Raw genomic sequence first — 13,020 nt, 5'->3', positions numbered from 1 at the left:
TAGGTGCTGATCTGCACCGGATGCGGGTTTTGAGGATGGACGATAATGGCCACTGCCGCCTTTGAAGAGATCGTGGAAGACTTTGAGTTCATGGAGGACTGGGAGGACCGCTACCGCCATGTCATTGATCTGGGCAAGGCGATGCAGCCGCTGGACGACGCGCTGAAAGTGCCGGCAACCAAGGTCGACGGCTGTGCCAGCCAGGTCTGGCTGCATGCCACGATCGACGGCGGAGAGTTCCGGTTCGACGGCGACAGCGACGCGATGATTGTGCGCGGTCTGATTGCGGTGCTGCGCTGCCTGTACAATGGTCTGGGGCATAAGGACGTGGTGGCCGTGGATGCCAAGGCTGAGCTGGGACGGCTGGGGCTGAACGAACATTTGTCTTCGCAACGCTCAAACGGGCTGCGGTCGATGATCGAGCGGATCCGCGAAACCGCGATGGCCCAGGCCTGAGGCAGCAGGGCGAGGGGCCGGCCCCTCGCGCTCCCCGGAGTATTTTAGAAAAGATGAAAGTCTAGCCTGCCCAGCCTGAAAGGGTGGTTTCCAGATCGCCATAGCCGGTGTGGCGGTGTTCGAATTCCAGACCCATGCGGTCCGCGCATTCGCGCGCCTTTTCCACCAGCTTGGGGTCGCTGATCTGCGACTGATAGACCAGTTTGGTGTAATTGCCGAACACCATGTCCCTGAGTTCGGGGTTCTTGTCTATGCCCATTGGGCGCCAGATAAAGGCGTCGAACTGCTTGACCAGGAAATCGGTCAAGTAAAAGGCAGTGATCTCGCCTGCATCCGCATGGGCGGCGAAGGCCTCATTGCCCTCAAAAAAGGAATAGCAATGCGGGCCTGCCACCATTTCAACGCCCAGCTCTGCGCATTTGCGTTCCAGCGCACCGCCGGTTCCGCAATCAGCATAGACCACGAAGATCTTGTCATAAACGGCTGAGTGTTTGGCTACGGCGCCGTCCACGGCATCGACAATCTGCTCCGGGTAAAGGTGCAGTTTTGCGGGCAGGCAAGTGAGGTCGATGTGATCCATGCCGTTTGCGTCCTTAATGGCAAGGATCTCGCGCGCAAGGGCGCCGCAGGCAATCAGCAGGATACGGCCGGTCTTCTTTTCAGGGGCAGCCAGGCCCTGTTCGGTGAGGGAGCTTTCCTCAAGTGTCCGCCCTGTCGGCGGGCGGAAGGCAGCCCGCTCGGTCAAGCGGGCTGCGCGTCCTTTGCGTGCCAAATCAGGCGCTCATCGAGTTGTGCTTGCGCGCCACCATATCCTTGGCCATTTCCACAGCCACGGCGGCGTCACGGCAATAGCCATCGGCGCCGATGGCCTTGCCGAACTCTTCGTTCAGCGGCGCGCCGCCAACCAGCACGATGTAGTCATCACGCAGGCCTTGCTCGACCATGGTGTCGATAACGACTTTCATGTAGGGCATGGTGGTGGTCAGCAGAGCCGACATGCCAAGGATGTCCGGCTTATGCTCGCCCAGGGCTTCCAGATAGTTTTCAACCGGGTTGTTGATACCCAGATCGACAACTTCAAAGCCTGCGCCTTCCATCATCATCGAAACCAGGTTTTTGCCGATGTCGTGGATGTCGCCTTTGACGGTGCCGATTACCATTGAGCCGACCTGCGGTGCGCCGGTTGCAGCCAGCAGCGGTTTCAGGATGGCCATGCCGCCCTTCATCGCGTTGGCGGCCAGCAGAACCTCGGGCACGAACAGGATGCCGTCGCGGAAGTCGGCGCCAACGATGGTCATGCCGCCCACCAGGGCCTTGGTCAGAACATCATACGGCGCCCAGTCGCGCGAGAGAAGAATGCCAACGCCTTCTTCGATTTCCTCTTTGAGACCGTCATAGAGGTCGTCAAACATCTGCTGAACAAGTTCCTCGTCATCGAGTTCCGAGAGGATGATGTCTTCTTCGTCCGACATGCGCCTAATCCTTGCTGACGGGGGAGTCCCCGGTGTTGGCCTGTTTCTGAGGCTTTTGTGACAGAATACAGCCGGTGAACTGCATTATTTGCGACATTGCCGCGTTTCTAACCGACGTATAGAGACAATTTCGGCGCAAGAATAATGAAGATTTCACATGGAAATCTTCGAAATTGCCCATTTGTTCTTTATTTGTTCTAACCGGGTGGTTACGTTGCGTCCATGCCGCAGGAAAACACCCAGCATGCCACACGCCGCAAAGGGCGCGCCAGTCTCAGCAATGCGGCAGGACGGTTCGATTTGGACCGCAGCCAAGCGGATGACGGCTGGTTTCAGGAGCCGGAAGCGGAAGTGATTCCCACCGAAGTGCGGCAAGAAACGGCACGGTCGCTGATCAGTTACAACCGGTCGCCGGATCTGCCGTTTGACCGGTCCATCAACCCTTACCGGGGATGCGAGCATGGCTGCATCTACTGCTTTGCACGGCCCAGCCATGCTTATCTTGGCCTGTCACCGGGTTTGGACTTTGAGACACGGCTGGTCGCACGCCCCAATGCGGCCGCGGTGCTGCGCAACGAACTGTCGGCGCCGCGTTACAAGACGGCCGTGCTGGCGCTAGGCACCAACACCGACCCGTACCAGCCGTGCGAGCGGGACCATCGTATCACTCGCAGCTGCTTGGCGGTTTTGCGGGATTTCAATCATCCTGTGGCGATCGTCACCAAGGGTGCGATGGTGGAACGGGACCTGGATATCCTGGCGCCGATGGCAGCCAAAGGTCTGGTGCGGGTGGGGGTTTCCGTTACCACGCTGGACCCGGAACTGTCCCGCCGGATGGAGCCGCGGGCCCCTTTGCCGGCCCGGCGGCTGGCCGCGATCCGGCGGCTGACGCAGGCGGGTGTGCCGGTGCGGGTGATGACCTCCCCTGTTGTGCCGGGGCTGACCGATCATGAGCTGGAGGCGCTGCTGGCAGCCGGGGCGGAGGCGGGTGCGGATGCCGCCAGCTGGATCATGCTGCGGCTGCCGCGGGAGGTGTCGGGTTTGTGGCAGGAATGGCTGGGCAAGCACGAGCCTGGCCGAGCGGCCAAGGTGATGGCGCGGTTGCGGGAAATGCATGGCGGGCGCGACTATGACCCGCGCTGGGGCCACAGGATGCGCGGCGAGGGGCGTTATGCCGAAATGATTGCGCAGCGGTTTAAGGCAGCCTGCCGGCGGCTCGGGCTGAAGGAGCGAACACCGGATCTGCGATGCGATCTGTTTGCCAGGCCGCCGCAGCCGGGCGACCAGCTGGCGTTGTTTTGATCCGCCCTTGATCCTGCGGAGCGGCTTTTTGTGCTAGGCTGTGATCATTCATGATTGAAAGGAAGGTGTGCTATGACTGCTGTCGCAGTGAAGGCACGTGTCACCGGCCGCGTGCAGGGTGTGGCGTTCCGCACCTGGGCCAGGGCAGAGGCGTTGCGCCACGGCCTGTCCGGCTGGATCCGGAATGAGCCGGACGGCTCGGTGCGGGCGTTGCTGATGGGCCCGGCCGCCGGCGTCGCTGATATGGTGCGCCGGATGGGCCACGGGCCTGGCGCCGCCGCGGTGAAGGATGTGCTGACTGAACGGACAGTTCCCGACCCTGAAGTGAGCGGCTTTACAATCGTCCGCTAGGTCGGCGTGAACAATCGGCTGGCGTCATTTGCCGGGGCTAGCGGCGAAAGTGATACGGGCGTTCGCGCAAATAATACGCGCGCATCGCCAGGCCGGCCTGACGGTTTGCAAGGCACATTGGAGGCAAAAAAACAGGCTGAGCCATAATTAAGGGCGCCGCAAGGCAATTGCGGCGCCCTTAATTTGCATTCCGGTGCTTCCACTGGCCGCCCGAAAGTCCACGGTTGCGGTGGCCCGGCAGATCAGGCGCGGCGGCGGCGGCGCGAGCGGCGCTCACCGCCTGCGTTTGCGTCTTCACCGGTGCCGTCGCTGTCGGAGGTGAAAGGGCCAAGCACTTCGACGATTTTCTCAAGAGCCGGGCGGTCGCCGCGCGGGCGGCTGTCCAGGGCGTCGCGCATTGCGCGCAGATGATCCGGCATGGTGCCGCAGCAGCCGCCAATGATCCTGGCACCCGAGTCGCGGGCCATCACTGCGTATTCCCCCATCAGCTCGGGCGTGCCGTCGTAATGGATGTGGCCGTCGACATATTTCGGAATTCCGGCATTGCCCTTGGAGATGATCGGGCGTTCCGTGCCCTGCGCCGCAAAGCCAAGCACAGTGCGCAGGATGTCCGACGCACCGGTGCCGCAATTGGCGCCAAAAGCCAGCGGTGCATTGTCGAATTCTTCCACCAGCTGGGCGAGATCCGCTGAGGTCACACCCATCATGGTCCGCCCTGCGGTATCAAAGCTCATGGTGCCGCACCAGGGCATGTCTGCCAGCTTGAAGGCCTCAGCCGCGGCTCGGAATTCTTCCGGTGCAGAAATGGTTTCCAGCCACAAAACGTCGGCGCCGCCCTCCTTCAGGGCATCGGCCTGTTCATGGAACATTTCAACCGCCAGAGCATGGGACATGTCACCGATAGGCTCAAAGATTTCTCCGGTCGGGCCGACGGAACCGGCCACGGCGATCTTGCGTTCCGCCTTGTCTGCCACCTCGCGGCCCAGTTCGGCCGCAATGCGGTTCAACTCGCGCACGCGGTTTTGAGCGTCATGCAGTTTCAGCCGCGCGGCGGTGCCGCCGAAGCTGTTGGTCAGGAACAGGTCGCTGCCCGCATCGACCGAGCCCTTGTACAGTGCCAGAATTTTCTGCGGTTCGTCCACGTTCCACAATTCCGGCGCATCGCCGGGCTGCAGACCCATGGCGAACAGATTGGTGCCGGTTGCACCATCCGCCAGCAGGGCGTCTTTGGTTTCCAGCAGCTGTTTGAAAGTGTTTGTCATCGGTTTCATCCCGTGTCAGCAGGCCGTCCGGGCGGGCAGGGCGGCAAATCGGTCTGTGTCCCCTGTCTCATGCCGGGCGGGCAAGGGCAATTTCATTTTCTTCATCTTCATTATGAGCGGGCGCTACGGCGGCTGCGGGCTGCACGGCGGGCGGGCGGTGCACCAGGCGCAGCAGCTCCCCAATGCAAAGCGCCATTTGCAGCCAGCTGGGGGCTGCGATATAGCGCGGCTCCCACCTTGGTGCAAAGCAGGCCTTGAACCGGCGCAGGCCCCGGTCCACGCCCTTGGCCAGGCGGTGGCCGGGCACGGCTGCCAGCGACAAGCGCGGGATTTCTTCGGCTGCAGCGGCAGCTATGCCGGCCCGCACCAGCGCATGGCCGGTCCCGTCCGGAACATCAGGGCGCATCCGGATCAGATCCAGGCACCATTCGCGGGCGGATGTGTGAAAGCTGGCAAAGCCGATCAGCTGTCCGTCCCGGAACGCCAGGATCACCTCCTGGGCGGCCAGATAGCCGGGTTCAAACCGTCCCATCGTGGTGCCATAGGCGGTGCCATGGGCCGATTGCCAGGCTGCGTCGGCGTCCCGCATCTGATCAAAGGGCAGACGGGCCGCGGCGCGGCAGACCTCAATGCCTGCTTTCTCGGCATGACGCAGTTTGCGGCGCAACTGGCGGCGGGAGGAACCGCCCTCGGAGAACTTAAGCGGGTTCAATACCGCGTCCTCGGCGATCCGCAGGACGCGCCAGCCGGACTTGCGGGCATGCAGCGCACTGCGTCCGCTGCATTTGTAATAGCAGGCGGCGGCGTTGCGGGTTTGGGCGTGGCGGGCCAGCGGAGCAAAGGTCTCGGCTGCAAGGCCCGACAGGGGGTCAAACAGCGCAATCGATGCCTGCGGGCTGTCCAGCAGCGCAATCTGGTTAAGGCCGAACGCTTGCACATGGCCGCCGTTCTGCCGGATAATTCCGGTTTCAGAGCATGCCCGGCTGCCGGACAGGGCGGCTGGCGGCAGGCTGCGGCTGCCCAGCAGGTCTGTATCGCCGGCGGCTGGAACCCTTGCCGGCAGCAGTCCGGGAAAGACCATCAGCAAGGCGGCCAGAACCGCCGGCACTGCATAATAGACCAAACGGAAGGCCAGCAGCCCGGCGATCAGACTGTGGTCGGGGACCGCAGGCAGCAGCGCGCAGAGAGTCAGTTCAAACGGGCCGGCCCCGCCGGGTGCCGAAGACACAACTGCAAACCCCAGCGCAATCGCATAGGCCGTAAGGAGCTGCGCCCAGGATGTATCAATTCCACCCGGCAGCAGCAGCCATAACGCGGTGCCGGCGGCGGCGACATCGGCGGTCGCCCAGAACCCCAAAGCGGTCATCGCGGTCAAGGAGGGCCAGCGCAGCCTCAGCCGGAACAGCGGTGTTTGCGGATGCAGAAAGCTGAAGACCGAAACGCAAGCGGCGGCAGCCAGGATCACACTGCCAGCCCAGGCCAGGCCCGGCGACGGCGGCGCCAGGATCAGCGCGGCACCGCAGATTACCGAAAGTGCTGCCAAAAATGTGACGGCCACCAATGCTGTCAGTTGGCCCGCCTGCAGCGGGGACAGGCCGGGCAGCAGGCGCCAGCGGGCATAGCTGCCGGTGATCAGGCCGAACCCGGCGGTCTGCGAAAAAGCGATGGCAGCCATGCCTGCGCGCCGCGCTGCGGGACCATCCATGCCGGTGCCAAGATGGCGGTGGGCCACGGAATCATAACGCCCCAGCGCCCAAAAGCTGAGGCCGGTGGCCAATACAGCAGCAGCCCATTTCCAGGCGGGCAGACTGCCCAGGATGGCGCCAAGTTCCCGCATCGGCGGCAATTCGGTCTGTGTTTGCAGCAGCCAAAGACAGCCCCCCATGACCAGAAAAGGAACGGTCAGCCGGATAAGCCGCACAACCGGCCTGGGGGCGGTGGATTTTGATAACAGCATGGCAATCCTTGAAAGGCAGCGTAAAAGGCCCTTTGCTGCCAGTGTACCGGGTGCTGTTTGCAGATCAGTTAACCGCTAAAACTGTGCTGATTGCCGTAGCGGCCTTTCCATCATTGGATAGGTAAGGCAGGCAGGTTGTTGCGGCAGCCGCATGGCAACGCTGCCGGCGGGCACCGTGCCGGGAAGCGGCGGAAGACGCCGGGCTGGTTTGGCGGTCCGGCTGGATGATCAGCCGGCTTCGTTCAGAATTTCTTCCTGCGCCTGCGGCATCAGTTCCTGCAGTTTGCTGCGGATCTGTGTTTCGCTTGCCTGAGAGCCGAGGTCGCCTGACAGCTTGCGCACGACATCCTCATGGCCGGCTTCCTCAAGATCGGCAGCAACGACGGACTGGGCGTAATCGGCGGCAGATGAGCCGCTTTTCCCCAGCAGCTCTGCCGCCCAAAGGCCGACCAGCTTGTTGCGCCGCGCGCGGGCTTTGAACTGCATTTCCTCATCATGCGCGAATTTGGCCTCAAACGCCTGTTCGCGTTCGTCAAATGTAGTCATGACTGATCCTCATTAACCGATTGCACCTGTCTAATGATAGGAGCATGATCCCTGCAGAGGGCAAGAAAAAACTGTTCTTGATAAAGCCTTTGTGCCTGCTGCAAGGCGGGCGGGCTGCACCGGGCGGCGGCTGCCGCTTACGGGGGCTGCATCTGCAGGGGCGCGATCCCATGCAGCAAGCTTGCGGCTGAGGCCCCCTTGCACTATGAGGGCGGCACATCGCAGGGCCGGATTCCCGGCATTGACCCGAAAGGCTCCCAATGGCGCGTCGCAAGAAAATCTACGAAGGCAAGGCCAAAACACTGTATGAAGGCCCCGAGCCGGGAACCATCGTGCAGTATTTCAAAGACGACGCCACCGCCTTCAATGCTGAAAAGCACGACGTGATCGAGGGCAAGGGCGTTCTGAACAACATCCTGAGCGAGTTTTTCATGCTGGGCTTGGGTCAGATCGGTGTGCCGACCCATTTTCTGAAGCGTTTGAATATGCGCGAGCAGCTGGTGCGCAGCTGCGAGATCATTCCGCTGGAAGTGATCGTGCGGAACTATGCGGCCGGCAGTATCTCCAAGCGTCTGGGCATTGACGAGGGCACTCAGCTGCCGCGCCCGATTGTGGAATACTGCTACAAGGACGACGGTCTGGGCGATCCGCTGGTCACCGAAGAGCACATCGCCGCCTTTGGCTGGGCCAGCCAGCAGGACATGGACGATATCCTGAGCCTGGCGCTGCGGGTCAATGACTTCCTGTCCGGGGTGTTCCTGGCCGTGGGCATCCGTCTGGTCGACTTCAAGATCGAGATCGGCCGCGTTTATGAGGGCGATTTCCAGCGTCTGGTGATTGCGGACGAGATCAGCCCGGACAGCTGCCGCCTGTGGGACGTGAAGACCGGCCAGAAGCTGGACAAGGACGTGTTCCGCCGCGACCTGGGCAGTCTGACCGATGCATATTCGGAAGTGGCGCGCCGACTGGGCGTGATGCCGAACAACCCGCCGGCGCCGGGCAAACCGACGCTGGTGAACTAAGCCGGTCCCGCCCTGCGGATAGGGCGGGATTTTGAGTATTTTTAAAAGATGAAGCCTGGATGGGGCTTTGCCACCGAAACCTGAGGGATGATGCGATGAAGGCACGGGTGCATGTGATGCTGAAGAACGGGGTTCTGGATCCGCAGGGCGAGGCGGTGCGCCACGCGCTGGGGGCCCTGGGCTTTGACAAGGTTGAAGGTGTGCGGCAGGGCAAGGTGATCGATCTGGATTTGACAGACGGCGCCACCGAAGCTGACGTGACCGCAATGTGCGAAAAGCTGCTGGCCAACACCGTGATCGAATCCTACAGCATCGAGCTGCAGTGATGAAGGCGGCGGTAGTAGTCTTCCCGGGTTCAAACTGTGATCGCGATTTGGCGGTAGCGTTTGAGCAGGCTGGTTTCGACGTGTCGATGGTCTGGCATAAGGACAGCGCGCTGCCGGAAGGTGTCGATATCGTTGGCGTTCCTGGCGGTTTCTCCTACGGCGACTACCTGCGCTGCGGTGCTATCGCGGCGCAATCGCCGATCTGCAAGGCCGTGGTCGCGCACGCAGATCGAGGCGGCTATGCCATTGGCGTCTGCAACGGTTTCCAGATTCTGACCGAAACCGGCGTGCTGCCGGGCGCACTGCTGCGCAACGCAGGTCTGAAATACATCTGCCGCACTGTGGACCTGAAGGTGGCGACGTCTGAGAGCGTCTTTACCCAAGGGTACAATGCGGGCGACGTGATCGGGGTGCCGATTGCCCACCATGATGGCAATTATTTTGCCGATGCCGAGACCGTCAAGGCGTTGCAGGACCAGGACCGGGTGGCCTTCACCTATGCAGACAACCCCAATGGTTCGGTTGCTGATATTGCCGGTATCCTGTCGGACAACCGCCGCGTGCTCGGCATGATGCCGCACCCGGAACGGGCCGCGGATGAAGGGCACGGCGGCACCGATGGCACGGCAGTGTTCCGCGCATTGGCGGGCATGGTCACTGCGGCGTGACTTGAGGATGCGGGGCGGCCGCAATAGGTATAGTTTATGACCGCCCCGCGCTTTGATGTGACCAAACCCAAGCGGAAGACCGGCTCGCGCACGATTTCGTGGCGCGCACGGCTGTCGCTTGTGCTGTTCATGCTGGTGGCGGCTGTCACCGTGTGGACCACAAACCGGGCGCTGACCCACCGTTTTACCGAAAGCACCCGCAACCGGGCCGAGCTGCGGCTGGCGCTGTATTCGGGCAACCTGCTGAGCGAGCTGCGCCAGCATGCAATTGTGCCGCAGCTGCTGGCGCGCGACCAGACGCTGATTTCGGCACTGCAATCCAATGACTTTTCCCTGTCCACCCAGCGGCTGATCTCGTTTGTGGATGAGATTGGCGCGGCGTCGATCATGCTGCTGGCGCAGGATGGCCGCACGGTGGCCGCAACCGACCGCAACCGGTTGGGCGAGACCCATCGCAATGCTGCCTATTTTGTCGATGCGATCCGGGCCAAATCGACAGTTTTTTCGGTGATCCCGCGGGAAGTGGGCGGCTACCGTTTCACCTATTCCCGGCGGATGATTGATGCGACCGGCGTGCTGGGCGCGATTGTGGTCGAGGTGGACTTGCAGAAGTTCGAGCGGGCCTGGGCCGGGATTTCCGATGCGGTGCTGGTCACCGACAGCACCGGCAATATCATCCTGGCCACCGAGGCGCGCTGGCGCGGGCTGCAGGAAGGCGACGCGCTGACCCTGCAGACACCCGAGGGCGCCATCCAGCGGGCGATCCGCGCCACCACCGACTGGACCGCGCTGCCGCCGGACGCCTATCTTCAGGGTGAGGCGGTGATGCGGCTGGAAACCCGGGTGCCGTTCCAGGGCTGGCGGATGGCGTCCTTCACCACTTATTCCTCGGTGCGCGAGCGGGTTAACGCAGTGCTGGCGCTGGAAATTATGGGATTCGCCATCCTGCTGGCGCTGGCGTTTTATGCGCTCAGCCGGAAAACCGCGCTGCGGATGGCCTTGTTCCAGCGCGAGTCGGCAGAGCTTCGCGTATTGAACGCCCGCTTGCAGCGGGAAATTGCCGAGCGGGAGCGGATGCAAAAGACCCTTGCAGTGGCGGAACAGAGCCTGGCGCAAAGCTCGAAACTGGCCGCCTTGGGTGAGATGTCGGCTGCCGTCAGCCACGAGCTGAACCAGCCGCTGGCAGCGATGAAAACCTATCTGGCCGGCGCCCGTCTGCTGCTTAACCGCAACCGCCCGGATGAGGCGCTGGCCTCCTTTGGCCGGATCGATGACTTGATCGAACGGATGGGGGCGATCACCCGTCAGCTGAAATCCTACGCGCGCAAGGGCGGCGATACGTTCAGCCCTGTAAACGTGGGCGATGCGCTGGCCTCCAGCCTGTCGATGATGGAACCGCAGCTGCGTCAGCGGCATGTGAAAATCACCCGGATTTTGCCCGAAGAACCTGTTATGGTGATGGGCGACCGGATGCGGCTGGAACAGGTCATGGTCAACCTCTTGCGTAACGCGCTGGACGCCACCAAATCGGTGACCGACCCGGAGGTGGAAATCCTGCTGGCCGCGGGTGAGACGGCAACCCTGTCGGTGCGCGACAACGGGGTGGGGATCAACGACTTCGATGAATTGTTCGAGCCGTTCTACACCACCAAGCAGCCCGGCGACGGGGTTGGTTTGGGTCTTGCCATCTCCTCGGGGATCGTCAACGACCTAGGGGGACGGCTGACTGCCCGCAACGGCCAGAACGGCGGCGCGGTCTTTGAGATGCAATTGCCGGTCCTGGTGGACGGTATCGAGGCTGCGGAATGAAGCAGCCCCTGAAGATTAGGAGAGAACGCGCATGGCCCAGGCTATGAAAATCGCGATCGTGGACGACGAACAGGATATGCGGCAGTCGATCAGCCAGTGGCTGGCATTGTCGGGTTACGACACCGAGACCTTCTCCAGCGCCGAAGAAGCGCTCAAGGTGCTGGGGCCGGATTACCCGGGGATCGTGATCTCCGACATCAAGATGCCGGGCATGGACGGGATGCAGTTCCTGAAAAAACTGATGGGCAGCGATTCCGCGCTGCCGGTGATCATGATCACCGGCCATGGCGATGTGCCGATGGCGGTGGAGGCGATGCGCGTGGGCGCCTTCGACTTCCTGGAAAAACCGTTCAACCCGGACCGGATGTCGGAACTGGCCAAGCGCGCCACCGGTGCCCGCCGTCTGACGCTGGACAACCGGGCGCTGCGGCGCGAGCTGTCGGATGGCGGCCAGATCATGAAGAAGCTGATCGGCCAAAGCCCGGTGATGGAGCGCCTGCGCGAAGATATCCTGGATCTGGGGCAGGCTGACGGCCATGTGCTGATCGACGGCGAGACCGGCACCGGCAAAACCCTGGTGGCGCATGCGCTGCACGCGGTTGGCAGCCGGGCGGGCAAGAAATTCGTGCTGATCTCCTGTGCCGCCTTGGAAGAAGAAGCACTGGCCAAGCGTCTGTTCGGGCCGATGCTGCCCGAAGACAGCATGCTGCCCGCGGTCGAGGAAGCCCGCGGCGGCACCCTGGTGCTGGAAGATATCGATGCACTGTCGGAAACGCTGCAGGCCAAGCTGCTGAGTGTGATCAATGAGCAGGGCACCCCGGCAGAAACCCGGATTATCGCCATTTCCAACCTGCAGGAAGCGGGCAAGACCTGCGAAGACGCGCTGCGCCCGGATCTGTTCTACCGCCTGGCAGCGCTGCGCATCACCGTGCCGCCGCTGCGCCAGCGCGGCGAAGATATCCTGACGCTGTTCACCCGCCTGTCCGAGCAATTCTCGGAAGAATACGGCTGCGAAGCGCCGCAGGTCAGCGCGCAGGAGGCGGCACAGCTGCTGCAGGCACCCTGGCCGGGCAACGTGCGTCAGCTGATCAACATCGCGGAACGCGCGGTCCTGCAGTCGCGCCGGGGGTCAGGCACCATTGCCTCGCTCTTGATGTCCGATCACGAGGAAATGCAGCCGGTGATGACCACCGAAGGCAAGCCGCTGAAGGAATATGTGGAAGCCTTTGAGCGGATGCTGATCGACAACACCATGCGCCGCCACAAAGGGTCTATTGCCAGCGTGATGGACGAGCTGTGCCTGCCGCGCCGGACGCTGAACGAGAAGATGGCCAAATACGGCCTGCAGCGGTCCGACTATCTGGCGTAACCGCCGCCGCTGCTGTTTTCGGCATGGGAACCGGCCGGGAAAACAAATGCTTGCGCGCCGGAGTTCTATTGGAACTCCGGCAGCCGGCTGAAAACTTACCATAATTTAATGCGTTGTCTGCTATGGGCCGGCAGGTTTCATTTTCAATGCCCGTGGTGACGAATGTCCATTGTCATTACCTATCCACAGGCCTTATGCTGACCAAACGGGCCGGAAACCGGTGTATGGTTCCCCCGTTCTTATGAGTTTCGCTGACTGCGGTTTTTGTCCGGCATGATCCGAGAAAGCTGCAGTCAGACCGATTGGCCCTCCGAACTTTGGAGGGCAGTTTAGCGCCCAAGCCGGAATTTAAGCCGGTGCAGGGATAATGTGGCAGGGACGGGCAGCACCCGCCTGCCGGAGAAGAACCGCGATGACGCGCGCGAGAGCGAAAAGCACTGAGGCAGGAAGGCCGGGCATCGATCCCGGGACCACCTGCTG

The 13,020-nt window shown here is 62.3% G+C and carries 13 protein-coding genes; 8 read left to right on the top strand and 5 right to left on the bottom strand.

Annotation, left to right across the window (positions count from 1 at the left end):
* Positions 1–45 precede the first annotated feature (45 nt).
* On the top strand, positions 46–456 hold the full coding sequence (locus ETW24_RS11265; protein WP_129371147.1) for a SufE family protein: 411 nt from the start codon (positions 46–48) through the stop codon (positions 454–456).
* A 61-nt stretch (positions 457–517) separates the two neighbouring features.
* On the opposite strand, the gene ETW24_RS11260 is transcribed toward ETW24_RS11265, so the two are convergent.
* Positions 518–1,228, bottom strand: a complete 711-nt coding sequence (locus tag ETW24_RS11260) for a DUF1638 domain-containing protein (protein WP_129371146.1) — start codon at positions 1,226–1,228, stop codon at positions 518–520.
* Position 1,229: 1 nt separating this feature from the next.
* Positions 1,230–1,928, bottom strand: a complete 699-nt coding sequence (locus ETW24_RS11255) for a corrinoid protein (protein ID WP_129371145.1) — start codon at positions 1,926–1,928, stop codon at positions 1,230–1,232.
* A 222-nt stretch (positions 1,929–2,150) separates the two neighbouring features.
* On the opposite strand from ETW24_RS11255, the gene ETW24_RS11250 reads away from it, so the two are divergent.
* A complete protein-coding gene (locus ETW24_RS11250; RefSeq protein ID WP_129371144.1) occupies positions 2,151–3,230 on the top strand; it encodes a PA0069 family radical SAM protein in 1,080 nt (359 codons plus the stop codon).
* A gap of 72 nt (positions 3,231–3,302) precedes the next feature.
* The gene (locus ETW24_RS11245) at positions 3,303–3,581 is read left to right on the top strand and encodes an acylphosphatase (RefSeq protein ID WP_129371143.1); all 279 of its coding nucleotides are present in this window, start codon (positions 3,303–3,305) and stop codon (positions 3,579–3,581) included.
* A 242-nt stretch (positions 3,582–3,823) separates the two neighbouring features.
* On the opposite strand, the gene bmt is transcribed toward ETW24_RS11245, so the two are convergent.
* From bmt to ETW24_RS11230, 3 genes are all read right to left on the bottom strand, one after another.
* The gene (gene bmt / locus ETW24_RS11240; protein WP_129371142.1) at positions 3,824–4,843 is read right to left on the bottom strand and encodes a betaine--homocysteine S-methyltransferase; all 1,020 of its coding nucleotides are present in this window, start codon (positions 4,841–4,843) and stop codon (positions 3,824–3,826) included.
* A gap of 67 nt (positions 4,844–4,910) precedes the next feature.
* A complete protein-coding gene (locus ETW24_RS11235) occupies positions 4,911–6,800 on the bottom strand; it encodes a phosphatidylglycerol lysyltransferase domain-containing protein (protein ID WP_129371141.1) in 1,890 nt (629 codons plus the stop codon).
* A 228-nt stretch (positions 6,801–7,028) separates the two neighbouring features.
* Positions 7,029–7,346 carry a DUF1476 domain-containing protein gene (locus tag ETW24_RS11230; protein WP_129371140.1) on the bottom strand — a complete coding sequence of 106 codons (318 nt, stop codon included), beginning with the start codon at positions 7,344–7,346 and terminating at the stop codon, positions 7,029–7,031.
* Between the two features lie 260 nt (positions 7,347–7,606).
* On the opposite strand from ETW24_RS11230, the gene purC reads away from it, so the two are divergent.
* From purC to ETW24_RS11205, 5 genes are all read left to right on the top strand, one after another.
* On the top strand, positions 7,607–8,368 hold the full coding sequence (gene purC / locus ETW24_RS11225) for a phosphoribosylaminoimidazolesuccinocarboxamide synthase (RefSeq protein WP_129371139.1): 762 nt from the start codon (positions 7,607–7,609) through the stop codon (positions 8,366–8,368).
* 95 nt (positions 8,369–8,463) lie between these two features.
* Positions 8,464–8,694 (top strand): phosphoribosylformylglycinamidine synthase subunit PurS, encoded by a 231-nt coding sequence (purS, locus tag ETW24_RS11220; protein WP_129371138.1) that lies wholly within the window; start codon positions 8,464–8,466, stop codon positions 8,692–8,694.
* Positions 8,694–9,362, top strand: coding sequence for a phosphoribosylformylglycinamidine synthase subunit PurQ (purQ, locus tag ETW24_RS11215; protein WP_129371137.1), 669 nt, complete (start codon positions 8,694–8,696; stop codon positions 9,360–9,362). Before purS ends, purQ begins: the two co-directional genes overlap by 1 nt.
* A gap of 36 nt (positions 9,363–9,398) precedes the next feature.
* The gene (locus tag ETW24_RS11210) at positions 9,399–11,171 is read left to right on the top strand and encodes an ATP-binding protein (protein ID WP_129371136.1); all 1,773 of its coding nucleotides are present in this window, start codon (positions 9,399–9,401) and stop codon (positions 11,169–11,171) included.
* A 31-nt stretch (positions 11,172–11,202) separates the two neighbouring features.
* Positions 11,203–12,540, top strand: coding sequence for a sigma-54-dependent transcriptional regulator (locus tag ETW24_RS11205; protein ID WP_129371135.1), 1,338 nt, complete (start codon positions 11,203–11,205; stop codon positions 12,538–12,540).
* The last annotated feature ends 480 nt before the right edge of the window (positions 12,541–13,020 follow it).

The sequence above is a fragment of the Leisingera sp. NJS204 genome (genome assembly GCF_004123675.1).
Classification (GTDB): Bacteria; Pseudomonadota; Alphaproteobacteria; order Rhodobacterales; family Rhodobacteraceae; genus Leisingera.
The sequence above is the reverse complement of the archived record's forward strand: the minus strand, read 5'-3'. Positions and strand labels throughout refer to the sequence as shown.

What these genes read in the sequence shown, in the direction of transcription:
- purQ (WP_129371137.1), top strand. Translation starts at nt 8,694, where the DNA reads ATGAAGGCGGCGGTAGTAGTCTTCCCGGGTTCAAACTGTGATCGCGAT.
- ETW24_RS11230 (WP_129371140.1), bottom strand. Translation starts at nt 7,346, where the DNA reads ATGACTACATTTGACGAACGCGAACAGGCGTTTGAGGCCAAATTCGCG.
- ETW24_RS11255 (WP_129371145.1), bottom strand. Translation starts at nt 1,928, where the DNA reads ATGTCGGACGAAGAAGACATCATCCTCTCGGAACTCGATGACGAGGAA.
- ETW24_RS11265 (WP_129371147.1), top strand. Translation starts at nt 46, where the DNA reads ATGGCCACTGCCGCCTTTGAAGAGATCGTGGAAGACTTTGAGTTCATG.
- purC (WP_129371139.1), top strand. Translation starts at nt 7,607, where the DNA reads ATGGCGCGTCGCAAGAAAATCTACGAAGGCAAGGCCAAAACACTGTAT.
- ETW24_RS11205 (WP_129371135.1), top strand. Translation starts at nt 11,203, where the DNA reads ATGGCCCAGGCTATGAAAATCGCGATCGTGGACGACGAACAGGATATG.
- ETW24_RS11210 (WP_129371136.1), top strand. Translation starts at nt 9,399, where the DNA reads ATGACCGCCCCGCGCTTTGATGTGACCAAACCCAAGCGGAAGACCGGC.
- ETW24_RS11235 (WP_129371141.1), bottom strand. Translation starts at nt 6,800, where the DNA reads ATGCTGTTATCAAAATCCACCGCCCCCAGGCCGGTTGTGCGGCTTATC.
- bmt (WP_129371142.1), bottom strand. Translation starts at nt 4,843, where the DNA reads ATGACAAACACTTTCAAACAGCTGCTGGAAACCAAAGACGCCCTGCTG.
- ETW24_RS11245 (WP_129371143.1), top strand. Translation starts at nt 3,303, where the DNA reads ATGACTGCTGTCGCAGTGAAGGCACGTGTCACCGGCCGCGTGCAGGGT.
- ETW24_RS11250 (WP_129371144.1), top strand. Translation starts at nt 2,151, where the DNA reads ATGCCGCAGGAAAACACCCAGCATGCCACACGCCGCAAAGGGCGCGCC.
- purS (WP_129371138.1), top strand. Translation starts at nt 8,464, where the DNA reads ATGAAGGCACGGGTGCATGTGATGCTGAAGAACGGGGTTCTGGATCCG.